The organism is Bacteroides sp. GD17, from assembly GCF_038448625.1.
Lineage (GTDB): Bacteria > Bacteroidota > Bacteroidia > Bacteroidales > Bacteroidaceae > Bacteroides.
The window spans coordinates 15,378-38,575 of record NZ_JBCEZS010000017.1 but is presented as its reverse complement, the minus strand read 5'-3'; the positions used below and the strand labels follow the sequence as shown (position 1 = coordinate 38,575).

General features: G+C 47.8%; 18 protein-coding genes. 7 read left to right on the top strand and 11 right to left on the bottom strand.

Features of this window, described 5'->3' with window-relative positions; all coding sequences use genetic code 11:
- Positions 1 to 14 precede the first annotated feature (14 nt).
- Together AAE250_RS20495 and AAE250_RS20490 are read right to left on the bottom strand one after the other, a co-directional pair.
- Positions 15 to 392, bottom strand: a complete 378-nt coding sequence (locus tag AAE250_RS20495) for a 2-amino-4-hydroxy-6-hydroxymethyldihydropteridine diphosphokinase (RefSeq protein ID WP_294600206.1) — start codon at positions 390 to 392, stop codon at positions 15 to 17.
- Between the two features lie 22 nt (positions 393 to 414).
- A complete protein-coding gene (locus AAE250_RS20490; RefSeq protein ID WP_294600074.1) occupies positions 415 to 2,739 on the bottom strand; it encodes a transglycosylase domain-containing protein in 2,325 nt (774 codons plus the stop codon).
- Between the two features lie 280 nt (positions 2,740 to 3,019).
- Here AAE250_RS20490 and pyrB point away from each other — a divergent pair, with 280 nt between their 5' ends.
- The 5 genes from pyrB to glyA all read left to right on the top strand — a co-directional run bounded on the left by pyrB (position 3,020) and on the right by glyA (position 7,283).
- Positions 3,020 to 3,958, top strand: coding sequence for an aspartate carbamoyltransferase (gene pyrB, locus AAE250_RS20485; RefSeq protein WP_294600077.1), 939 nt, complete (start codon positions 3,020 to 3,022; stop codon positions 3,956 to 3,958).
- Positions 3,959 to 4,074: 116 nt separating this feature from the next.
- Positions 4,075 to 4,536 carry an aspartate carbamoyltransferase regulatory subunit gene (gene pyrI / locus AAE250_RS20480; protein WP_294600080.1) on the top strand — a complete coding sequence of 154 codons (462 nt, stop codon included), beginning with the start codon at positions 4,075 to 4,077 and terminating at the stop codon, positions 4,534 to 4,536.
- 1 nt (position 4,537) lies between these two features.
- Positions 4,538 to 5,110, top strand: coding sequence for a flavin reductase family protein (locus AAE250_RS20475; RefSeq protein ID WP_294600083.1), 573 nt, complete (start codon positions 4,538 to 4,540; stop codon positions 5,108 to 5,110).
- Between the two features lie 21 nt (positions 5,111 to 5,131).
- Positions 5,132 to 5,899 (top strand): porin family protein, encoded by a 768-nt coding sequence (locus tag AAE250_RS20470; RefSeq protein ID WP_294600086.1) that lies wholly within the window; start codon positions 5,132 to 5,134, stop codon positions 5,897 to 5,899.
- A 103-nt stretch (positions 5,900 to 6,002) separates the two neighbouring features.
- The gene (gene glyA / locus AAE250_RS20465) at positions 6,003 to 7,283 is read left to right on the top strand and encodes a serine hydroxymethyltransferase (RefSeq protein WP_294600089.1); all 1,281 of its coding nucleotides are present in this window, start codon (positions 6,003 to 6,005) and stop codon (positions 7,281 to 7,283) included.
- Positions 7,284 to 7,377: 94 nt separating this feature from the next.
- On the opposite strand, the gene AAE250_RS20460 is transcribed toward glyA, so the two are convergent.
- The 7 genes from AAE250_RS20460 to AAE250_RS20430 all read right to left on the bottom strand — a co-directional run bounded on the left by AAE250_RS20460 (position 7,378) and on the right by AAE250_RS20430 (position 16,826).
- Complete coding sequence (locus AAE250_RS20460; RefSeq protein WP_294600092.1) at positions 7,378 to 9,048, bottom strand: formate--tetrahydrofolate ligase; 1,671 nt, start codon at positions 9,046 to 9,048, stop codon at positions 7,378 to 7,380.
- Between the two features lie 118 nt (positions 9,049 to 9,166).
- Complete coding sequence (locus AAE250_RS20455; RefSeq protein WP_294600095.1) at positions 9,167 to 10,771, bottom strand: MFS transporter; 1,605 nt, start codon at positions 10,769 to 10,771, stop codon at positions 9,167 to 9,169.
- Positions 10,768 to 11,835 carry an HlyD family secretion protein gene (locus tag AAE250_RS20450; protein WP_446715779.1) on the bottom strand — a complete coding sequence of 356 codons (1,068 nt, stop codon included), beginning with the start codon at positions 11,833 to 11,835 and terminating at the stop codon, positions 10,768 to 10,770. Before AAE250_RS20450 ends, AAE250_RS20455 begins: the two co-directional genes overlap by 4 nt.
- Positions 11,836 to 11,854: 19 nt before the next feature.
- Positions 11,855 to 13,183 carry a TolC family protein gene (locus tag AAE250_RS20445; RefSeq protein WP_294600098.1) on the bottom strand — a complete coding sequence of 443 codons (1,329 nt, stop codon included), beginning with the start codon at positions 13,181 to 13,183 and terminating at the stop codon, positions 11,855 to 11,857.
- Positions 13,164 to 13,607 carry a MarR family winged helix-turn-helix transcriptional regulator gene (locus tag AAE250_RS20440; RefSeq protein WP_294600100.1) on the bottom strand — a complete coding sequence of 148 codons (444 nt, stop codon included), beginning with the start codon at positions 13,605 to 13,607 and terminating at the stop codon, positions 13,164 to 13,166. Before AAE250_RS20440 ends, AAE250_RS20445 begins: the two co-directional genes overlap by 20 nt.
- Positions 13,608 to 13,707: 100 nt before the next feature.
- Positions 13,708 to 14,385 (bottom strand): ABC transporter ATP-binding protein, encoded by a 678-nt coding sequence (locus tag AAE250_RS20435; RefSeq protein ID WP_294600102.1) that lies wholly within the window; start codon positions 14,383 to 14,385, stop codon positions 13,708 to 13,710.
- A gap of 26 nt (positions 14,386 to 14,411) precedes the next feature.
- Entirely contained in the window at positions 14,412 to 16,826 is a 2,415-nt protein-coding gene (locus AAE250_RS20430) for an ABC transporter permease (RefSeq protein WP_294600105.1), read from the bottom strand.
- A 217-nt stretch (positions 16,827 to 17,043) separates the two neighbouring features.
- On the opposite strand from AAE250_RS20430, the gene AAE250_RS20425 reads away from it, so the two are divergent.
- Both AAE250_RS20425 and AAE250_RS20420 read left to right on the top strand, forming a co-directional pair.
- Positions 17,044 to 18,450: a sigma-54-dependent transcriptional regulator gene (locus tag AAE250_RS20425; RefSeq protein ID WP_294600108.1), complete on the top strand. Its 1,407-nt coding sequence runs from the start codon at positions 17,044 to 17,046 to the stop codon at positions 18,448 to 18,450.
- A gap of 12 nt (positions 18,451 to 18,462) precedes the next feature.
- Positions 18,463 to 19,905 carry a sensor histidine kinase gene (locus tag AAE250_RS20420; RefSeq protein WP_342289421.1) on the top strand — a complete coding sequence of 481 codons (1,443 nt, stop codon included), beginning with the start codon at positions 18,463 to 18,465 and terminating at the stop codon, positions 19,903 to 19,905.
- A 14-nt stretch (positions 19,906 to 19,919) separates the two neighbouring features.
- Here AAE250_RS20420 and AAE250_RS20415 read toward each other — a convergent pair whose 3' ends face one another.
- Together AAE250_RS20415 and AAE250_RS20410 are read right to left on the bottom strand one after the other, a co-directional pair.
- The gene (locus AAE250_RS20415; protein WP_294600114.1) at positions 19,920 to 20,852 is read right to left on the bottom strand and encodes a retropepsin-like aspartic protease; all 933 of its coding nucleotides are present in this window, start codon (positions 20,850 to 20,852) and stop codon (positions 19,920 to 19,922) included.
- A 10-nt stretch (positions 20,853 to 20,862) separates the two neighbouring features.
- Positions 20,863 to 23,010, bottom strand: coding sequence for an outer membrane beta-barrel protein (locus AAE250_RS20410; RefSeq protein WP_294600117.1), 2,148 nt, complete (start codon positions 23,008 to 23,010; stop codon positions 20,863 to 20,865).
- Positions 23,011 to 23,198 lie beyond the last annotated feature (188 nt).

Genomic DNA, 23,198 nt, shown 5'->3' with positions numbered 1-23,198 from the left:
TTACTGATTACAAATTAAGATTGCTTCGATTCCAGTTCCTCCAAACCGCGAAGAATATAGTCTCTTTTCAAATCCTCCGGTTTGTAAACCACCGCATCGCAGGACAATAGATCAATATCCAGCCGGACAATCTCCTGCATTTTCTCTTCGGGCATCCTTCCTGCTTCCTGCTCAATAGCTTTCAGCCGGGAAGTGACTTCTCCCGTCGGACAGTTGGAAGCAAAGCGTGCCACTTGATTGGAAAACAGATTCGGGCGGCGAAAGAACAAAGGTTTCGTCTCCTCTTCCTTCGAAAAACGGATTCCCGGGAAAAGTTCGGCCAAGCGCTTGCGTGCCAGTGCCAGATTATCTTTCTGGTGCTCGTTACTGCCAATGCTGATTGTATAAATCATTCCTTTAATGAACCATTCTCCATTAGTTAAACAATTCATCCAATCCCCCTATCGGTTCTTCGGTGCGTGGCTCTCCTTCTACAGTATCCTTGCAGGGGTCATAACCTTCGGGCAACTGGAATGTCTCATTCTCATCATATCCCAAAGACTTGTCACCAAGCACTTTTACCATATATTTAGTCCAAATGGGCAATGCCATAGAAGCACCCTGCCCATGCAACATCGTATCGAAATGGATGTCACGGTCTTCGCCGCCCACCCAGCAACCGGATACAAGCGACGGAGTGAAGCCCATAAACCAGCCATCGGCATTATAGTTCGTTGTTCCCGTCTTGCCACCCATATCGGCCTTTACACCCAGACGGCGTACACGCCCTCCGGTACCTTCGTTGACAACGGCACGCAGCATAACCAGCATTTTATAGGCACTGGACACGCTGATAACTTCCTGCATTTCCGGTGAGAAGGTTGCCAGTATATTGCCACTGTTATCTTCTATACGCGTCACGAACAGAGGAGCAACCCGGATCCCCTTGTTAGGGAATGCCGTATAAGCACTCACCATCTCGCCGACGGAAATTTCGCACGGTCCCAGACAGAGCGAAACGGAAGGAACAATTTCACGATTGCGCACGCCGAAAGTATGTATCAGGCGCTTGAGGTTATATGGGTTCAGTTTACTCATCAGATAAGCGGTTATCCAGTTATCCGAGTTTGCCAATCCCCACTTCACGGTCAGCATTTCACCATAGCGTTTCTTATTGGCATTACGCGGAGTCCACGGTTTTCCGTTTTCGTCAATCAACGTATATTCCACATGGCGCACTTCGTCGCAGGGCGAGAAGCCGTTCTCCATAGCCAGCGTATATAGGAATGGCTTGATGGTAGAACCTACCTGGCGACGACCTACCATTGCCATGTCGTATTGGAAATAGTGATAATTAGGTCCACCTACATAAGCCTTCACATAACCGCTGCGCGGATCCATGGACATGAAGCCGGCACGAAGGAAGAATTTGTAGTAACGTATGGAGTCCATCGGGGTCATGATGGTATCTTTCTCTCCCTCCCAGCTGAACACGGACATTTCTTCCGGCGTATCGAAAGCCTTCTTTATCTCCGCCTCGGATGCACCGTTTTTCTTCATGATGCGGTAACGGTCGGACAGCCTCATGGCACGTCCTAAAATCTCATCTACTTGCTCCTGGGTCAGTCTGAATGTGTATGGAGCCTTCTTGGCGCCTTTTTTCTCTTTGAAGAAGTAGCCTTGAAGTTCTTTCAGATGTTCGGTCACGGCATCTTCGGCATACTTCTGCATACGCGAGTCGAGGGTTGTATAAATTTTCAATCCGTCGGTATAAAGATTGTATTTGGTACCGTCTTTCTTGGTGTTCTTTTCGCACCAGCCAAACAGCGGATTGTTCTCCCAGTCGAGCGAATCTTCGTAGAATTTCTGCATTTGCCAACCGCGATAATCGGCTTTGTCGGGTTTCTTGGCAGTGAGCACACCGCGCAGGTATTCGCGGAAATAAGTTGCCAATCCCTCTTTATGGTCTACACGGTTGTATTTCAGTTTCAGGGGCAGCGCCTGCAGAGAGTCGCGTTCTGCTTCCGTGATATAACCGGCTTTGCGCATCTGATCGAGCACAACGTTGCGGCGTCCGCGTGAACGCTCATTGTAGCGAACCGGATTATAGAGCGACGGATTCTTGCACATGCCTACCAGCGTAGCGGCTTCTTCTATCTTCAAATCCTTCGGTTCGCAACCGAAATAGGTGAAAGCGGCTGTTTTTACACCTACCGCATTGTTCAGGAAGTCGAACTTATTGAGATACATCGTGAGGATTTCCTCTTTGGTATAGTAGCGTTCCAGCTTCACGGCAATCACCCATTCGATGGGTTTCTGAAAAAGACGTTCCATTATATTGTCGGCACTGGGCGAATAGAGCTGTTTGGAAAGCTGCTGGGTGATGGTACTACCACCACCGGCATTCTTCTGCATCAGGACACCACGCTTCACCAGCGCACGAAACAATGCTATGGCGTCAATGCCCGAATGTTCGGCAAAGCGCACGTCTTCCGTAGCAATCAAAGCATTGATGATGTGGGGCGACAAATCATTATAGCCTACAAAAACACGGTTCTCTTTACTATAAGAATACGTACCGAGTACCTTCCCGTCATCGGAAAGCACTTCTGTGGCAAACTTGTAATTCGGGTTTTCCAGGTCTTCTACCGGGGGCATATAGCCTATCCAGCCTTTAGCAATAGAGAAGAATATAAAGACACACACCAATGCAATCAGTGCAATGAAAATCCAAAGGATTTTGACGATTTTCTTTATCATGTTTGGTTCCTAAAAATCAAAATTAAATAATAGGGCAAAGGTAGGGAAATATAGTAGAAAACTCGCTCTTTTCAAGTGTTTTTTTGCACGTTTTGGGGCATTTTATGTATAGGAAAACGCATATTCACACTTCATCGTCCCAAATACCACACTTCAAACGGCGAAGTGTGGCATTTCAGAAACCGACGTTTTTTCTTGCAAAAAGTTCCCCTGAGATTTCCATAGCCCGTAGATTTTCCGTAACTTTACACTCTCGAAAAGTATAAATGAATTCAACGATATGGAAAACAGAAGTTTAGTCACCATTGCCGAACACAGCAGAGAAAAAATCCTCTACATGCTCGAAATGGCTAAAGAGTTTGAAGCGCATCCCAATCGGCATCTTTTGGACGGGAAAGTAGTCGCCACCCTATTTTTCGAGCCTTCCACCCGTACCCGCCTCAGTTTTGAAACAGCAGCCAACCGCCTCGGAGCTCGCGTCATCGGATTCTCCGATCCCAAAGCCACCAGCTCCTCCAAAGGCGAAACGCTGAAAGACACCATCAAGATGGTGAGCAATTATGCCGACATCATTGTGATGCGCCATCACCTCGAAGGAGCTGCACGGTATGCCAGCGAAGTCACCACCGTCCCCATCGTCAATGCCGGAGACGGAGCCAACCAGCATCCCTCGCAGACGATGCTCGACCTCTACTCCATCTACAAGACCCAAGGCACACTGGAAAACCTGAATATCTTCCTGGTGGGTGACCTGAAATACGGACGTACCGTCCACTCCCTGCTGATGGCCATGCGCCACTTCAACCCCACTTTCCACTTCATCGCCCCCGATGAACTGAAAATGCCCGAAGAGTATAAAATATACTGCCGCGAGCATAACATCAAGTACGTGGAGCACACTGACTTCACCGAAGAAACCATTGCCGATGCAGATATCCTCTACATGACCCGTGTACAACGCGAACGCTTCACCGACCTCATGGAGTACGAGCGGGTGAAGAACGTGTATATCCTGCGCAACAAAATGCTGGAGCACACCCGCCCCAACCTGCGCATCCTGCACCCCCTGCCCCGCGTCAACGAAATAGCCTACGATGTGGACGACAGTCCCAAGGCATATTACTTCCAGCAGGCACAAAACGGACTGTATGCCCGCGAGGCCATTCTTTGCGATGTACTGGGCATCACGCTGGAGGAAGTGAAGAAATTTACAATTTGACAATGTACAAGGTACAATTTGCCATGCGGTATATAAGGAGATTGTACATTGTAAGTTGCTAAATTGTGAATGTAATAAATTGCACATTGTAAATTGCTAAATTGTAAATGTCAAAGATGAACGAAAAGAAACAAGAACTGCAAGTGGCCGCTTTAGAAAACGGCACTGTCATCGACCATATCCCTTCCGAGAAGCTATTTACGGTAGTTTCCCTGCTCAGCCTGGAGCACATGAATAACAATATCACCATCGGTTTCAACCTCAAAAGCAAGAAGCTGGGAACGAAAGGCATTATCAAAATCGCCGATAAGTTCTTCTGCGATGACGAGATAAACCGTATAGCCGTAGTGGCTCCCAATGTAAAGCTGAACATTATCCGCGATTACGAAGTAGTGGAAAAGCGCGAAGTCAGTCTGCCCGAAGAGCTGCGCGGTATCGTGAAATGTGCCAATCCGAAGTGCATCACGAACAACGAACCGATGCCGACGCTATTCCACGTGGTAGATAAGGAGCATTGCGTAATCAGATGCCATTATTGCGAGAAGGAACAAAAAAGGGACGAAATAGAAATAATCTGAAGTGAAAGAAGACTGGAAACCCGGAACGATGATCTATCCGCTGCCTGCCGTATTGGTGAGCTGCGGAAGCACTCCGGAAGAATATAACATACTGACAATAGCATGGACGGGAACGATTTGCACGAACCCGCCCATGTGCTATATATCCGTACGCCCCGAACGGCACTCCTACGATATCATCAAGCGGAACATGGAGTTCGTCATCAACCTGACCACGAAAGACATGGCGCGTGCCACGGACTGGTGTGGCGTACGTTCCGGCAAGGATTACAATAAATTCGAGGAGATGCACCTCACTCCCGGCAAAAGCACCATTGTCAGCGCACCGCTTATTGAAGAGTCACCGCTCTGTATCGAGTGTCGGGTAAAAGAGATAGTGGCACTTGGCTCGCACGATATGTTCATTGCCGACGTAGTGAACGTACGCGCCGATACCCGCAACCTGAATCAGGAGACCGGCAAACTGGAACTGGCAGAAAGCAATCCGTTGGTATATGTACACGGCGGATACTATGAACTGGGCGAGAAGATAGGCAAGTTCGGATGGTCGGTAGAGAAAAAGGGAAATAAGTAACCAGTGAAGTATTTGAAAAAGATGAAACCGAAAATATTCTTTATCTGTTTATGCCTGCAGGCTCTCTCCGCAACGATGTGGGGACAGACTCCCGTTGTGCCCGGCACGGCCGATGAAGAACCACCCAAGCGCACCAACGAACATCCGGTGAACTTCGGTGTAAAAATAGGTTTCACCTCTTCCCTCTTCCTCGTTTCCCAGTTCAGCGTCAATGATGTGGCTATTGACCAGGTGCAGAACAATTATAAAATCGGTTATTTCGGTTCTCTCTTTATGCGGATAAATTTTGACCGTCATTTCCTTCAACCGGAGATTTCGTACAACATTAACCGCTGCAACATCACCTTCGAAAAGCCACTGCCCGATGATGTTCCTGCCGGAACCATCCCCGAAGAAGCCTCCATCACATCTTCCATTCATAGTATTGATATTCCGGTAATCTACGGATATAATTTCATAAAAGAAGGCCCCTACAGCCTTGCAGTTTTCGGTGGTCCCAAGGTGCGCTATATATGGGACAAAAAAAGTGAAGTTAATTTTGAAAACTTTGACCAATGGGGCATTCGGGAAAGACTACGCCCCTTAAACCTTAGTTTCACGGCAGGAGTCGCAGTCACCATTTCACGCGTATTCTTCGATTTCCGCTACGACATAGGGCTGCACAACATCTCCAAGAGCGTAACCTACGAAATCCCCGCAAGCAACGATGCTGCGGAAGAAACCGCCAACGAAATCCGTTTCCACCGCAAAGACAACGTACTCAGTTTTTCTTTCGGAATACTTTTTTGACAGTAAATTTCTGTCTTTTCCTTCAATTTATTCATTTATTTCACGTAAATTTGTACGCTTAATAAGAGAATATAGATTTATCAAACTTATCCAAATAAGCAGAATGAAAAGAGACGATTTAATTTTCGACATCATCGAAAAAGAACATCAACGTCAGCTCAAAGGTATTGAACTGATTGCATCAGAGAACTTTGTAAGTGACCAAGTTATGCAGGCTATGGGTTCCTGCCTCACCAACAAGTATGCTGAAGGATATCCCGGCAAGCGTTACTATGGTGGTTGCGAGGTAGTAGACCAAAGCGAACAAATCGCTATCGACCGTCTGAAACAGATTTTCGGCGCAGAATGGGCCAACGTACAGCCGCACTCCGGTGCACAGGCCAACGCTGCCGTATTCCTTGCCGTTCTGAATGCAGGCGACAAATTCATGGGACTGAACCTTGCTCACGGCGGTCACCTTTCTCATGGCTCTTTGGTCAACACTTCCGGCATCCTTTATACTCCTTGCGAATACAATCTGAATCAGGAAACCGGACGCGTGGACTACGACCAAATGGAAGAAGTTGCTTTGCGTGAAAAGCCGAAAATGATTATCGGCGGCGGTTCTGCTTATTCCCGCGAATGGGACTACAAGCGCATGCGCGAAATTGCAGACAAGGTAGGCGCTATCCTGATGATAGACATGGCTCATCCCGCCGGACTGATTGCTGCCGGCGAACTGGATAACCCCGTGAAATATGCTCACATCGTGACTTCTACTACGCACAAGACGTTGCGCGGTCCTCGCGGTGGTGTCATCATGATGGGTAAGGACTTCCCCAACCCGTGGGGCAAGAAAACTCCGAAGGGCGAAATCAAGATGATGTCTCAGTTGCTCGACTCTGCCGTATTCCCCGGTGTTCAAGGCGGTCCGCTGGAGCATGTCATTGCAGCCAAAGCAGTTGCTTTCGGTGAGATTCTGCAACCCGAATGGAAAGAATATGCCAAGCAAGTAAAGAAGAATGCAGCCGTACTGGCACAAGCATTGGTAGACCGTGGTTTCACCATCGTTTCCGGTGGTACGGACAATCACTCCATGCTGGTAGACCTGCGCAGCAAATATCCCGACTTGACGGGTAAAGTTGCCGAAAAGGCATTGGTTTCTGCCGACATCACCGTAAACAAAAACATGGTTCCGTTCGACAGCCGTTCTGCTTTCCAGACTTCCGGTATCCGTCTGGGTACTCCCGCCATCACTACCCGTGGTGCCAAGGAAGACCTGATGCTGGAAATCGCTGAAATGATTGAAACAGTGCTCTCCAACGTTGAAAACGAACAAGTAATTGCTGACGTCCGCGCACGCGTGAATGAGACAATGAAGAAGTATCCATTGTTTGCATACTAAAAAAACAGACCATCTGTTCAGCTGAAACAGATGGTCTATATGATACTGACAGATGGTCTGTTTACCTCAAACAGACCATCTGTTTTTCTATATATCAACTCAAACCTTCGATGTTGCCATCTACAATATCAATATGCTCGGCCTGCGGTTGCTTCGGCAAGCCCGGCATACGGAGGATCTCACCGGCAATGGCTACAATCATTTCCGCACCGTTGTTGACAACAATGTCCTTGATATGGAACTCAAAGTTATTGACGGCACCGTATATCTTCGGATCGGCAGAGAAAGAATACTGCGTTTTGGCGATGCACACGGGGTAATGGCTGATTCCCATTTTCTCAATCAGCTTTATTACTTTGCGCGAATGAAGACTATACGTCACCACACTTGCCCCATACAGGTTGCAAGCTATCTTTTCAATCTTCCGTTCTACGCTGTCATCTTCATTGTATGTATAGTTCAGAGGAGCCGACGGCTTGTTTTCAATGGTATCTACCACCAGGTTGGCAAGGTCTACCGCTCCCTCTCCTCCTTCCATAAAAGCATTATTGATAGCAAATCCTATGCCCAGCTTTTCTTCACAATGCCGGCGGATAGCTTCTACCTCTTCATCCGTGTCACTGGCAAAACGATTGAACGCAACAATTACTTCCTGACCAAATGAACGCAGATTCCGTATATGCTTGTCAAGATTGCCAAAGCCTTCTTTCAATCCTTCCATATTAGGTTCTTTGATACGGTCGAGACTGACACCTCCATGCATTTTCAACCCTTGTGCAGTAGCTACGATAACAGTCAATTTAGGTTGCAAACCGCTTTTACGGCATTTGATGTTGTAGAACTTCTCTGCACCCAAGTCGGCACCGAAACCGGCCTCCGTCACTACATAGTCGCCGAATGTCATCGCCATCTTCGTGGCAAGAATCGAGTTGCAACCATGTGCAATGTTTGCGAACGGCCCTCCATGAACAAAAGCCGCAGTGCCTTCGGTAGTCTGCACAAGGTTCGGATGAATGGCATCTTTCAGCAAAACAGTAATGGCTCCTGCTACTCCTAACTCCTTCACTGTAAAAGGAGTACCATCAAAACGGAAACCAAGAATTATATTCTCGATACGGCGGCGGAGGTCTTCAAGGTCTTTTGCCAGGCAAAGAATGGCCATTATTTCGGAAGCCGGAGTAATATCGAAACCAGACTCTTCGGTAACACCGTTTGTACTCGGCCCCAAGCCGGTGACAATGCTGCGCAAGGAACGGTCGTTCACGTCGAGCACGCGGCGCCAGATGATTTCTTTCAATCCGAAACCGTCCGCCTGATGTTGGTAGAGATAATTGTCGAGCAAGGCGGAAATCATATTATGTGCCGAAGTTATGGCGTGGAAATCTCCCGTAAAGTGCAGGTTGATTTTTTCCATCGGGAGTACCTGGGCATATCCTCCTCCGGCCGCACCGCCTTTCATTCCGAAGCACGGCCCCAGCGACGGTTCACGCAAAGCAACGATTGCCTTCTTGCCTATCTTGTTCAGTCCCAATGCCAGGCCAATGGACACGGTAGTCTTTCCGATGCCCGCCTTGGTGGCAGTAATGGCAGTTACAAGTATCAGATTGCTCTTCTTTACTTTTTCTTCATCAATCAGGTGTGTGGGGATTTTCGCAATATAGCGTCCGTAGTTCTCTACTTCCTCACGCGGGATGCCTACACTCTCGGCCACCTGCTTTATCTTCTTCAGCTCTATGCTGCGGGCTATTTCAATATCCGATTTCATACAGAGTCTTTTTTCTTTAAATAACAACTTTACCTTTTTGAAAGTTGCAAAAGTACAAAATTACTCTGAATACTTATACATCCTGCCCGCATTAAGATATAATCTCTGAACTGTCGTACTATACCGTATCGTCACCCGCCTTCGCAAATTTAATGCGCACCGTCTTATGAAAAGGGATAAAACGGGACACGACGGCAATCACTATCGCTATGACAAACAGATATCCCAGGATTTCTTTCAGCGCCAATAACAAACTCTGTTGTTGCAACGTAGAGTACAGGCTCATGGTGGCCATCTGTGCCCCCTCAGCATATCCATGCCCTTTTGCCAGGTTGCTGCTCAATGCCGTGGCATACTTGGAAGCTGCCAATGGATCGACCAGTGTGAAATTCTCTGCCAGGGAGTGCATATACTTCTGCTGCAAGTTGTAGAGCAGGTTACTATAAAAGGAAGTTGCCATGACGGGTGCCAATACCGAACGGAAGATGATCAGAAAAAAGGCGTTAGATAAGAAAGCCTTCGGCTGCAGGTTTTCCACCGCAAACAATGCAAAGGCTATAATCAGCACCAACATGCCGAAGCCTCGCAGAAATATCGGGAAGAACAGCATCTCGTACGTACTGTCCGGCGAAACGGTGAAATAAAGGATGCCGAAGAAGACTGCAAAGCAAGCCATCCCTCCGGCTATCAGGAAACGGAAACGCCAATGCTGCCAGCGAAACCACCAGAAACAGACGAATGCCCCCAATACATACCCCGGCAGCAGATAAATATAGATAGAATACGTGCGCGTGGAATCTACATGCAGAATGGTGGACATATAGTTGGTCATCAGCGTAGTGGACGTACTGAAAAACATAACCAGTATCATATAGAAATAGCCCAAAAGCGTCTTGAAATGATAGAGTGGCGCCAATGTGACATACGGTGTCTTGGAGTGATATTGTATCCATACGAAGAGGGCTATCAGCATAGGAGCCACCACAATGTACAAGCAGATACGGGGCGACGACATCCAGTCGAGCACCTTCCCGTAATTGATGACATACATCAGCATCAGCAATCCTGCGGAGATAACCATCATCTCGCGCAGATGCAACTCACTTACCGATATCTTCTTCAACGAACGGTCGTGGCGGAAACAGATAATCACTGCCAGGATAGCCAGCAGGATAAGCAGCATCATGAAGTAATACATGTACTTCCAGTTGTAGTAATAAGCCAGCTCTGCCGTGATTATCATGGACAACTGCCCTCCCCCGTACACCAGCGGATAGAAATAGGAATAGAACTCACTGCGCACATTGTCCCGGCTGAATATCTTTTGTGCCCGGCGAATGAACCACAGCATCAGGAAACCTTTCAGGAAGCCGATGAAGAAACTGCTCACAATCAGTATATCCACCTGCTGGGAGTGGGCACATATCCAGCTCAGAAAGAACTGGATCAGCATATTCTGCAGCAGCAGGAACTTGGAAGAGAATGCCCCCAGTATCTTGGGAGCGATGGGATAGGCTATCGCCATACCTGCCGAAGCGGCATAATATCCCATTGTGATGTCCTCTTTGTTTGTGCCCAGTGTGCTCGATACTTCCAGCATACTGCCGGTATAAGAGCCGTTCAGCATGGTCACCGGGAGGATGATGAGAAAAAGACATACCAACCCCAGCCAATCCGGCACCCAGTTACGGACGGGTAGTTCCAACTCCGCCATTGTTCTCATGGGCGCAATGCTTCGGTTTCAACCATCATACCTGCACGGAGGTTCTGCATATCCTGGGAAGAGACTTCCTCCAAGTCGATACGCACGGGGATGCGCTGTTGCACTTTCACGAAGTTTCCTGCCGAATTGTCTGTTGGGACCAAGGAGTATTTAGAGCCGGTAGCTTCTGAAATGGCAGTTACTTTGCCTTTGAAGGTCTTGCCGGGCAAAGCATCTACCTTTATGAACACTTCCTGACCGATGAAGATATGCGCTATCTGTGTTTCCTTATAGTTGGCGGTAATCCATTTGCCTTGATCGCGGGTCAGGTACGAAATGGTTTGTCCGGCTTGTACAAACTGTCCCGGTTCCAGAGTGCGACGACCCATGTAGCCGTCATAAGGAGCTGTCAGTACGGTATACGAGAGATTAAGGTTTGCCAGGTCCAGATCGGCTTCGCGGCGAAGGATGTTCGCTTGGGCTACAGTGGTCTTTTTGCTGGCTTCGGTGTATTGCGACATGGCGGCGTTTTTCTGCCCTACCAATGCCCGATAGCGTGCTTCCGCTGCTTCGTAGGCAGCCTTTGCCTGCTCGTATTGCTGCTCGGACACCGACTCTTCTTTCAGCAGGCGCTCAAAACGGTGGTAGTCCTGTTCCAGCTGCCAGAGCTTCGCTTTTGCCTCTACGATATTGGCATCCTGCACAGTGACATTCATTTGGGAAGTCTGTATGCCGGAGTGAATCACGTCTTTCGAACCGACTGCATCCATCAAGGCAGCTTCCGCTTCTTTTACTTTGATCTGATACTCGCGGTTATCCAGTATCAGCAGCGTATCTCCTTGGTGCACATATTGGTGTTCCATGAAACGCACATCCTGGATATAACCCGAGACACGGATGTTCAACGGGGCGACGTACTGGTCGACAAAAGCATCGTTCGTAATTTCATAGTTGATATAACGCCAGAAGTAATTGGCGGTGAACCAAAGTCCCGACCCTGCCAGGATGATGCAAGTTGCGTTCAGAATGATATTACGCAACCGGTGTTGCCGCAGTTTCTTTTGTTTCGCTTTCCATTCACTCATAATGATAAACTGTATTTAATCAGAGACGGCCGCATGCCTTCTGAAGTTGATAATAAGTATAAATAACACGTGTACGGGCTGTTGTCAGTTGCAGTTCTACATTCAACCGCACGGAGTTGGCGTCCAGCAAATCGGTCAGTATGACCAACTGGCTGAGGTAACGGTTCTGCATGATGCGGTAGTTCTCCTCCGCCTGGCGGACGGAGAGTTTCAAGGCTTCCACTTGCCGCAATGCTTCCTGATGGCGCAAGTATGCCGTACGCACATTCACGCGGATGGTCTGCATTTTTTGCTCTTCCGCATTCCGGCGGAGGGTAACAGCCAGTTTACTTTCTTTCAGTTTGTGGTTGTTCTTATAGAAAGAAGACAAGGGGACGGAAACGGCCATGCCGACATTCCAGTTATTGTTGTACATATCTTCCAAGGTACGCGAAAGAGGGCGCGCCAGGGTATTCGATGCATACAGCGACACGCTGGGCAGGGAAACGGCACGGGTCAGCCGGACATCGTTCTGTGCAAGTTCGGTTTGCTTGCGCAGCTGCTTCAGGCCCGGTGCGTTGGCAAAGGCTTCAGTCACATAATCCTCGTAAGTTTCGAGGGCTACGGATCGAAATAACAAGGCCGTGTCCGGTATCAGCAGCAGATTTTCTTCTTGTCCCAAAAGGATGTTCAGATGCTGGGATACTAATGCAATGCTGTTCTCCGTCTCTTGCAACGACAAGCGGTCGTTGGTCAGCTGCATTTCGCTGCGCAACACGTCGTTGTTGGTAATCAGTCCTTCCTGCTTCATCCGGATAATGTCGTGCAAACGGCGTTCCGATTCCTCAATGTTCCGCGTCAGGACTTCATATTTGCGGTACAGGCTGAATAGATTCAGATATTGTTCCATCAGTCCCAGTTTGACTTCCGCCTGGTCGGTCTGTGTCTGCAAGGAGGCGAGTTCTTGTTCCAGGTCTGCTTTCCGGATGCCGGAATGTATCTTCCCTCCCTGATACAGGGGTTGTGCAAAGTCGATGGCATAGTTCTGTGACCAGTCGGGCACATCAGGATGGACAGCATCCGTCAAGCCATGTTGGAAAACGGTCGGTTGGCCCACGTATCCGCCTTTCAATCCTACCTGCAAATCCGGGAGTTGTGCCGAGCGGGCGGTCTGTGTCCGTTCTCCGGCAGCTTTCTCTTTCAAGGCATCTGCTTGCAGCAGCAAGCTGTTGCGCACCCCGCGGTCAAACAGTTGGTCTACCGTCAGGAAGAGAGAATCGGCTTGTGTCGTTTGTGCCTGCATCGAAGACACACAAAACAAGGCCCCCAGCAATCCAAGTGCCGAGGGCTTATAAACTTTCCAATACATCGTGTACATTTTTTAATCCTGATAACATCGTCTCGATGTTATCCAATCCGATAATATGCCCTACTTGTGTATAGACTTCATCTAATACCGGGAGCAGGTCTTTCCAGAACTGTTCTCCTTCGGGAGTAAGAAACACAAGTTTGCTACGACGGTCTTGCGAACCTTCTTTCCGGCAGACGTATCCCTTCTTTTCCAGATTTCCCATCAGGTTGGTCAAGCAAGCTTTGTCTTTTGCCGTGCGTTCGGCAAGCACTTGTTGCGTAATGCCTTGCTCACGCCATAAGCAACTCAGCACTTGCAACATTTCAAACGTGATACCCGCCTCCTTCTTCTTCAACGTACGCTGCATACAACGACGAAACGCCATACGCGTACGGAATATTTGCAGTTGTAGTTCTCTAAACTCTGCACCTTCTTTTTGCATAAATCTTCTTTTTACCTTAAAAACGGGCGCAAAGGTAAAAGAAATTCTTTAATTAGTCAAATGTTTGACTAATATAGTTTAACCTCGATCGTTTTATTGTTCAACTGCGGTACCTTTCCGTCAGTATGCACCCGTCCATCATCCGGACGATTCGCCCTGCTTCGCGGGCATTCTCTTCCGAGTGAGTAACCATTACAACAGTAGTGCCATCCTGATTCAATTCTTTCAGCAAAGACATTACTTCGTTACCGTTTGTCGAATCCAGATTACCTGTAGGTTCATCGGCAAGGATAATGCGGGGATTGGTGACGATGGCACGGGCAATGGCGACACGCTGCTGCTGACCACCCGAAAGTTGCTGCGGATAATGCTCCGTGCGATGAGCAATCTGCATCCGTTCTAAAGCCCGATTCACACGTTCCACACGTTCGCGAGTGGAGACACCGGCATACAATAAAGGAAGCTCTACGTTTTCAAAAACGGTCAGTTCATCTATCAGGTTGAAACTTTGAAAGACGAAACCAATATTGCCGTTACGCAAGTCCGTCCGGTTGTTTTCAGAATAACGGGAAACTTCCTGATCCAGGAACCAAAGTTCGCCGGAGGTAGGATTGTCGAGCAGTCCCAACATATTCAGTAATGTGGACTTTCCGCAACCGGAAGGTCCCATGATAGCTACAAACTCTCCTTCGTTGATTTCAAGGCTTACTTCGTTCAAGGCGGTGGTTTGCACGCTTTCGGTGCGGAATATTTTGCTTAGGCTGATTGTCTTTATCATGTCTGTTACTATTTTAAGGATGATTATTATTCAAATCTTAATGACTTCACCGGGTTCTGCGATGCTTTCCTCCACGTCTGTCCGATAACCGTCAGCAAGGTGATACCTGCAATAATAATTCCGGCCAGCAGGAACAGCCACCAGCTGATGCCCGTCTGATAGGCAAACTCACTCAGCCAACGGCTCATGAGCAAATATCCCATAGGGCAGGCTATGACGAAAGCAATCCCTACCCACTTTAGGTATTCGCGGCAGAACATCCGTACAATACGGTCGGAATGCGCACCGTTCACTTTGCGGATGCCGATTTCCTTGGTCCGCTGCTCCGTAGAGAGGGCAACCAAACCAAATACTCCCATCATGGCAATGACAATAGCAAGTATAGTGAAAAACAATAACATGCGACTTTGTTGTTGCTCTTTGGCGTAATTTTTATTCAAGGCATCGGAGAAGAATTGATAACGGAACCCTTTGACGATAAGGTCATCACGGGCAGCCATTTCTTCATATTTATCCTGTATGAACTTCAGTGTTTCCTGCCGATGTTCGGGAGCTATCTTAATGTGCAGATACTGCAAGCTCTCTGGTGTATAGTATAGCACTGCAGGTTTAATTTCCTCGCGTAAAGACTGAAAATTGAAATTATTCACAACTCCCACTATACGCAATTTGGCCCAGTAGAATATCTGCAACTCCATCCCGATAGGATCAGCTACTTTCATAGCTTTCCAGGCAGCCTCATTGATGATGACAGAAGGGGTGGTATTCCCCCAATAGTGATCAAAATCAGCATCCATCAATTCGCCTTTCAACAAGTTCAGATTGAAGGTTTTCACAAAATCGGCATCTGCATAAAGCACGACTATCTTCAGGGAGTCTTCCCTACCGTCTACATCCGTCCAACGAGCCAACGTACCATTTCTGTTCTCTGTGTTTTCTTCAAAACTTTCAATCGGTGCTCCCATTGAAACACTCCTCACACTCGGATTCCTTAATAATTCCTGCTTAAACTCCGCAACATTGTACCATAGATTAGTATAGACCGATACTACGTTTTCTTTATCAAGTCCCAGATCCTTGTTCTGCATATAATGAAGTTGCTTGAATACAATAGAAGTCATTAACATCAGCACAAGGGCTATGATAAACTGTACACATACCAGTCCCTTGATAAGCCCTCCTTTCCGACCTGTCTTCTGTCCGCCTTTGAAAGCAAGCAGTGGATTAATGGAAGAAAGATAGAACGCCGGATAACTGCCCGCCAAGCATCCCACTCCGACAATACCGAACAAGATATAAAATATAACACTCCAATGCAGACTTAGAGATATGTCAACACCCATAAACCGGTTGAACAGCGGTAGCATCAGTTCCGTCAACGCCAGAGCTAATACCAAGGAAATGAATGCTTGTACCAGACTTTCTAAAAGGAACTGCCTGATCAGTGTTTTCCTTTTAGCTCCCGTCACCTTCCGCACTCCTATTTCTTTGTAGCGCAAAGATGCACGTGCCGTAGAAAGTGTTGTAAAGTTAAAGGCACCCATGAAAATAACCAATAAGGCCAGAGCTATAAACAGATAAATAGTTGCCATATTGCCATGGTTCTTTACATTCGGATCGGGGAAAGTAGTATGCAGATAGATATCACTGACCGGCTGGAAACGCAGCAAGGCATGTTTCTCTCCGAAATAACGAAGAGCGCGGCTCATGTTTTCCTGTTCTTGTCGATACATTTTGCCATTATCACCCGATTTCATTTTTAAATATACATGTAATCCATCACGGCAAGGGGCATCCCAACTCCAACCGTGCGCTCCATACATATAGCCATCAATAGGGACAGCTACATCAAAGCGAATATGGCTCTTTGTCGGAATCTTCACAACGGCCACAACCGTATATACTGTTTTGAAATCTTTAAACATAGATTCGGAAAGCTTCTTTCCCACAGCCGAGGCATTGCCAAAAAGCTTCCGTGCTACCGGCTCTGCCAGGACGATATTGTTCATATTGTCGCTGATACAAGCAAGATCACCTTCTATTACGGGAAATGAAAACACTTGGAAAAAAGTAGTATCTACATAGGCCTTATCTACGTTTACTTTTTTATCGTTTTCTGCTTCCATGAAGTAGTTTCCTGCATACAAGATAGAAGTGGCATCTTCTACTTGTGGAAAATCTTTTTTCAGAACCTTTGCAAGCGAACGTATAGATGCCGGAGCTTCTTTTATTTCTCCGCTCGCTTCCTTCCTCACTTCAATAGCCCGATAAATGCGGTCTACATCAGAGAAACAGTCATCATAGGTCAGTTCGTGCACCACCCACAGATAAATAAGGAGTGCCGCCGCCATACCGAATACAAACCCCAGCATATTGATGGAAGAGAAAAGTATACTCCGCTTAATAAGACGAAGCGCCACTTTGATGTAATGCTTTATCATAGTATCTATTTTTAGTCATTCTACGAAAGTTTCGCAAGAACCATACCAAAACTTTATTCCATTATTTATCAATGTTTTAAATCAAATAAAGCTACACAAAAATGCACGGTATCGTACACCAAATGCACGCTTCCGTACACTTTCCTTTCAAAAACTTTCCTTATCTTTGCCCATGTCAGGAACCGAAAAACTTATAAATGCCCTGATACCGAAAATTATGAAACGAGGCAGAATACTGATTGTAGATGACAACGAAGATATCCTCTTCACCCTGAAAATGCTGTTGCGCTCATTGGCAGAAAGCATCACGGTCCTTTCTGATCCGCGGGAACTGTTACCCCTTATCTCCCGCAACCATTTCGATGTGATTCTGCTGGATATGAACTTCCGACGCGATGCAGTCAGCGGAAAGGAAGGCTTTCATTGGCTGGAAGAGATTCTGAAGTTGGATGCAAAAGCAGTGGTTATCTTCATCACCGCCTATGCCGATACAGAAAAGGCGGTGCAAGCCATCAAACAAGGAGCTACGGACTTTATACCGAAACCGTGGCAGAATGAGAAGTTACTGGCTACCGTATCATCCGCCATACAACTCAGTTTCAGCCGTGCGGAAGTGGAAAACCTGAAGATGCAGAAGGATAAACTGAAGAAACAACAAGAGACATTGAAAGAACAAGCCGAAACACTCTCCGCACCTGCCGAACCGACAAAGGTTATCGGAGAATCGGCAGCTATGCAGGCCATCTTCAGTACGATACGAAAGTTCTCCGAAACGGATGCCAACCTCCTGCTATTGGGAGAAAACGGAACTGGAAAAGACCTGATAGCCCGGTACGTTTATGAACAATCTCCCCGAAAGAAGGAAGTATATGTGCCGATTGACTTGGGCAGCATCCCCGAAACTCTATTCGAGAGCGAGCTTTTCGGCTACGAGAAAGGAGCTTTCACCGATGCGCATAGAAGTAAACCGGGACGGGTTGAAGTAGCTTCGGGAGGCACTCTGTTTCTGAACGAAATAGGCAACTTAAACTTGCCGCTACAAGCTAAGTTACTTTCTGTCATTGAGCAGCGAAGAAGTTCCCGGCTGGGTTCTACAACTTCTTACCCGGTAGATGTACGATTGATCTGCGCTACGAATACAGATTTATATGCTGCTATTGACAACGGACAATTCCGCCAGGATTTGTTATACCGCATCAACACGATTGAGATCCGCATTCCTCCCCTGCGCGAACGGGGGAACGATTTGTTCCTGCTTGCCGATTTCTTTCTGCAACGCTACAAAAAGAAATATAAGAAAGACCTACGCAGCATATCGAAAGAGGCGCGAAAGCAGATGCAGCTTTATCGTTGGCCGGGCAATGTGCGGGAGTTGGAGCATGCCATCGAACGTGCCGTCATTCTCTCTAACGGCACACTGCTGGCAGCAGAAGATTTCAACTTACAGAACCGACAGCCGCAAGGTGTGGTTTCCGAGAAAGAGAGATATAACCTGGAACGGGTGGAACGGGAGAACATCAACGAAGTACTCCGCATCTGTGGTGGTAATATCACGTTAGCAGCAGAAATGTTGGGAATAACGAGAACATCACTTTATAGAAGGATTGAGAAGTTTAAATTATAAATAAGGCTTTGTATGAAAAAACAAACCTGGCTAAAAGCCCCTTTTTGGCTAACTATCGCCCTGCTATCGTGTTGCTTCGCCACTGCCTGGCTTGCCCTGCACGGTTTCTACATCAATCTATGCGTCGCTATCTTCCTGACGCTGACCGTTGCCTGTTCCATCTACCGCTATATTCTCCGTTCCGCCCGTGCCATGGCACAATTCATCTGGGCCGTACACTATTCCGAATTCCTCTCCTCCCCAATACAAGGAAAAGAAAACCACCACTCCCTCCCACCGGAACTACTAACAGAAATGCAAGATGCCCTGGACCACTATCGCAGCAACCTGCAAAAGAAAGAAAGCCGTCTGCAATACTTCCAGGCTCTTGCCAATCATATCGACATCTCAATCCTCGTCTATACTCCCGACGGAGCCATCGAGTGGATGAACGAAGCAGCAAAGCGACTAATCAGTTCCCATACAGAAGACATTGCCCTCAAAGCCCCCAGGCACATCGAAGACCTCCGCCTCTTCCACTCCGAACTGCCCGAAAGACTGTACAAACTGAAAGCCGGCGACCTCTCCGTACTCCAAATAGACCGTGCAGAAGAGGCCATTCAGCTGGCTCTCTCCGGCATGGAGTTCGCCATCGAAGGCCGACGACTCATCATAGCCAGCATGAAGAACATCCACTCCGCCCTTGACAGTCAGGAAACGGAAGCGTGGCAGAAGCTCATCCGCGTACTGACCCACGAGATTATGAATTCCATCACCCCCGTCATCTCCCTTACCGAACTACTGTCCAAGCAAATCGAAGAACTGGAAGGCAATGAAGAAACCAAAAATGAAATGCGTCAGATGCTCCAAACCATCAGTCGCCGCGGCAACGGACTGGTACATTTCGTCGGCAACTATCGCGAAGTATCCCATCTGCCCCAGCCCATCCTAAAGCTGCACACTGCCCAAGACATCCTGCAAGATGTCCTGCAATTCATGCAGAACGAGCAGAACGACCTGCACCTCTCGCTCCCCAAAGCCTCCCTGCGTATCATTGCAGACAAGANCCAAGACATCCTGCAAGATGTCCTGCAATTCATGCAGAACGAGCAGAACGACCTGCACCTCTCGCTCCCCAAAGCCTCCCTGCGTATCATTGCAGACAAGAGCCAGATTGAGCAAATCCTTATCAACCTCATAAAGAATGCCCGCGAAAACGAGGCGAAATATATCACTCTTTCCGCAGGCATTACTCCTGCCAACCACCCTTACTTGCGGGTTGCGGACGATGGAACTGGAATCGAACCGGATGTACTGGAACGTATCTTCGTCCCCTTTTTCACCACCAAGCCCTCCGGTTCGGGCATCGGGCTCACAATATCCCGGCAAATCATGCACCAACATAGCGGCAATATCACTGTCAGTTCGCAACCCGGAACAGGAAGTATGTTTACACTACTGTTTCCGTCTATTTAAGCCATAAGGTTATCTTACTTCACCAAGAAATCATAAAACGGCTTGTACAGACGGTTATTAACCTCCAAATAAAGATATCCGTTTTTGAAATCATACGTCTGATTAAAGCGTTGCAGCAGGTTATTTCCCATTACCCCATCCATTTCCATGCTGGCTTGTGCTCCTTCCTTAATAGTAGAAAGAGCTCCGGGAATGCGTGGCAACGTAATGCAACCTAAAGAAACAAAATCAAAGAATACATTCTCAAGCACTCCATTATCATCCATAGTACCCGTAATACGCGAAATAGCAAAGGGCTTTTGCTTGCCACGCAAGTGATGCTGCTCTACGAAAGGAGTGTTCAAATCGAGTGCACGATCCGATCCGGTATCTACCTCCAATTGTACTTGATACGATGTCCCATTCACATTGACCTCCACAAGCACAGTAGGAACATCCAGCCGATAGGTTATAGGCAGACGGACGGCATGAACCGGGGGAATATATCCTTCCGGACGGTAAAGGTAAATACACCGGCTTCCATAATCAATCCGCACGATGAACGAACGAAAGAAACTGAGCCCCAGCACTCCATCCCAAGCCTCAGGCGGATAAGGAATAGATACCAGCATAAGATGGGAAACGGTACTCCTTCCTAATCGAACAGTCTGTGTAGTATCAGTCACTTGCAACATTTCAACGGAATTGGCACTGTAGTTCTCTACCTGGTTTGAAAAAACAACCAATGAATCTACCCGTGGGGAATTTGAATTAATAACCACATCGGTAGCTCCGGTATCGAACAAGAAGCGCAGAGGTGTAGAACGCTCATTGACAAAGCAGGTTACATAGATACGATTGTCTGCACCGATCTCAAAAGGAATGGTGTCAAGAGGCAATGTTTGCGACCATACAAACGGCATACAATATACTAACACCGCCCAAAAAACCAGAATATTTTTTCTCATACTATTTATCTTATTTAAACCGCGACGTATCCACCGCCTCCCGTTGTTTCTCCTTATACCCGCCGAACTTATACGTCAGCGATACACCGAACTCACGGAAGCAAGAGTAATGGTTCGTCACATTCTGCGTCTTGAAGCGGATGCGCGGAGAGATCTGTCCCGTCTCGAAGATATCGTTGCAATAGAGGTTGAGGATGGCTTTGTTTTTGGCGAAACCGTAGCGCAAAGCAACGTTTACATTACCCGATGTAGGCAGGTCGTAGATGCCCTGAATGGCTTTGCTATGTACAAAACCGGTAAGCGTCAGCTTCAAATCGGGCTTTGTAGAGAGAGTAAAAGTATTGTTCATCTGGGCGATGCCGTAGCACTGCTTGCGGTCGAAAGGAATGTCCCAGAAGTCTTTGTCTTTCTCGTGATGCCACAGACCGATAAGGGTCAGACGGGAGTTCAACCAATTCTTCACTTTAAATGGAATAGATGCTTGTATTCCTGCTTGTTGCTTATAATCAAAATTCAGTTCCTTGTATATCTCTACAAGCCGCTCCGAAGACTGGTAAAGGGTCTGTACCGAGTAATCTTTGGTATGATTGAACCAGGCACTGAAGATGTATTTACTCTTCAAAATATAGGTCAACTGAAGCTGGTAGTCTTGTGCCGGTTTCAGGAATGGATTGCCATGCAGTTCGGAATATTCTCCGCCGATATAAGAGATAGCGTCTTGCACAGCCCAATAATCGGGATAATCCTTGTCGCTGCTCAAGGCCAGTTGCAGCATGTGGCCGGGTGCAGGGTTGTAATTCAAGTTGATGGTAGGATACCAGTCCCACTGATTCCATACCACCGTCTTGTAATGCTCCACGGCCAGAGAAGCATCCAGCGACAGCTTGTCGCCGAAGCTCTTGTTGAAGCCGGCGTAGAAGTTCAACGTCTGTTCGCGGCGACGAGACTTCATATTGCTGATGGAACCGGAAGATTCGAGCTGTCCGCCAGTTGCGGGATCATAGTAGTATTGGTAGCTATTATCGACGCTGGTGGTATAGATGGCACCGTAGTTCAGTCCCCAGCCCTGCCCCAAGTCGTGTTCCTGGGCGAGGAAGAACTTCCAGCGGTTGATGCGTTGGCAATCTTCGGTATAGAAGTCCAGTTCTTTGTCCTGCAGGTGGCTGTGCAGCAACTGGTCGGAGGGAGAACGGTAATAGGTCAACTCGGCACCGGCTTTCAGCCCGAAAGGCGTGCGGTAATCCAGGCGACCGTTATGCAGCCAGTCGGTGCTGTTGCTGCGGGTGGTGGAAACTTGCGTGCCGGCAATACTCGTGTTGTTATGAGAAGTGACGTACTTGCCGTTATAAACAAAGCTCAACTGATGGTCTTTGGCAATGTTATAATCTGCTCCCACACGGAAGTTATGGGTATGGGAGCGGCCTTGGTGCACCTCATCTATAGTCATGGGGTGCACCGAGCCGTCTGCCAGAGAGTGCAGAGCCTCTTTGTCGGTGGTAGAGTACCCCCGGCCGTGGCTGTGCGAGTAAAGAAAATCAGTAGAGAATTTATTTTTGCTGTACACCAAGCTGGCGCGTTCCTCAAAGCCCTCGTTGTGGCTTTGGCGATACTTGCCGTAGACTTCGCCCTGCAGGGTGCTTGGGCCGCCTATCGATTGTTTCAGCGTGATATTGATGAGCGCACCGCGCACCTGATAGCGTGCCGGGGCGTTGTACATCACTTCCGCATTCTCAATGCGACTGGCGGGAATGCTTCGGAGCAGGGCATTAAGCTGGTCGGCGCTGAGCGTAGTCACCTTGCCGTCTAGAATGACGGTGACGCTTTGTCCTGCCAGTTGCAGATTACCGTCCATTTCTATCACGCCGGGGAGTTCTTTCACGGCATCGTAGGCATTGTCTACGGGAAGGTTCTGAATAAGCCGGGGCAGGTCGTACACCAGTTTGCCTTGTGCGGCTTTCACGATGGGGCGTTCTCCGGTAACCATTACCTCCGGCAAAGTTTGGTAGAGGCTGTCCAGGCGGGCATCTGCCGTGATAAGACTGTCGGCACTGAGGATGCGGTCATCGTCAGAAGAAGTTGTACTGCCGGTTTTCTCTTGTGCCGACAGAGCCACGCTCAGAGCACAACAAGCAATAGATAGTAGTAAAATTCGTTTCATATTTCTTTTCTTATTTATGTGTTATACTTGCTTTTCAGATTCAAGAACTATCTTCGTCTGCAAAGTACGGCAGAATCGGCGAGACCTTGTGTTATCACCGGCTTACCGAGTGTTATCCAGTGTTATCGGAAGTGTTATTTAGTCTTACCGCATGATGATGCTCACAATATAAGTCTTATCTTTGCCCT

Excerpts from the sequence above, each read along its gene's own strand:
- AAE250_RS20495 (WP_294600206.1), bottom strand. The coding sequence starts at position 392 with ATGATTTATACAATCAGCATTGGCAGTAACGAGCACCAGAAAGATAAT.
- AAE250_RS20490 (WP_294600074.1), bottom strand. The coding sequence starts at position 2,739 with ATGATAAAGAAAATCGTCAAAATCCTTTGGATTTTCATTGCACTGATT.
- pyrB (WP_294600077.1), top strand. The coding sequence starts at position 3,020 with ATGGAAAACAGAAGTTTAGTCACCATTGCCGAACACAGCAGAGAAAAA.
- pyrI (WP_294600080.1), top strand. The coding sequence starts at position 4,075 with ATGAACGAAAAGAAACAAGAACTGCAAGTGGCCGCTTTAGAAAACGGC.
- AAE250_RS20470 (WP_294600086.1), top strand. The coding sequence starts at position 5,132 with ATGAAACCGAAAATATTCTTTATCTGTTTATGCCTGCAGGCTCTCTCC.
- glyA (WP_294600089.1), top strand. The coding sequence starts at position 6,003 with ATGAAAAGAGACGATTTAATTTTCGACATCATCGAAAAAGAACATCAA.
- AAE250_RS20460 (WP_294600092.1), bottom strand. The coding sequence starts at position 9,048 with ATGAAATCGGATATTGAAATAGCCCGCAGCATAGAGCTGAAGAAGATA.
- AAE250_RS20455 (WP_294600095.1), bottom strand. The coding sequence starts at position 10,771 with ATGAGAACAATGGCGGAGTTGGAACTACCCGTCCGTAACTGGGTGCCG.
- AAE250_RS20450 (WP_446715779.1), bottom strand. The coding sequence starts at position 11,835 with ATGAGTGAATGGAAAGCGAAACAAAAGAAACTGCGGCAACACCGGTTG.
- AAE250_RS20445 (WP_294600098.1), bottom strand. The coding sequence starts at position 13,183 with ATGTATTGGAAAGTTTATAAGCCCTCGGCACTTGGATTGCTGGGGGCC.
- AAE250_RS20440 (WP_294600100.1), bottom strand. The coding sequence starts at position 13,607 with ATGCAAAAAGAAGGTGCAGAGTTTAGAGAACTACAACTGCAAATATTC.
- AAE250_RS20435 (WP_294600102.1), bottom strand. The coding sequence starts at position 14,385 with ATGATAAAGACAATCAGCCTAAGCAAAATATTCCGCACCGAAAGCGTG.
- AAE250_RS20430 (WP_294600105.1), bottom strand. The coding sequence starts at position 16,826 with ATGATAAAGCATTACATCAAAGTGGCGCTTCGTCTTATTAAGCGGAGT.
- AAE250_RS20425 (WP_294600108.1), top strand. The coding sequence starts at position 17,044 with ATGAAACGAGGCAGAATACTGATTGTAGATGACAACGAAGATATCCTC.
- AAE250_RS20415 (WP_294600114.1), bottom strand. The coding sequence starts at position 20,852 with ATGAGAAAAAATATTCTGGTTTTTTGGGCGGTGTTAGTATATTGTATG.
- AAE250_RS20410 (WP_294600117.1), bottom strand. The coding sequence starts at position 23,010 with ATGAAACGAATTTTACTACTATCTATTGCTTGTTGTGCTCTGAGCGTG.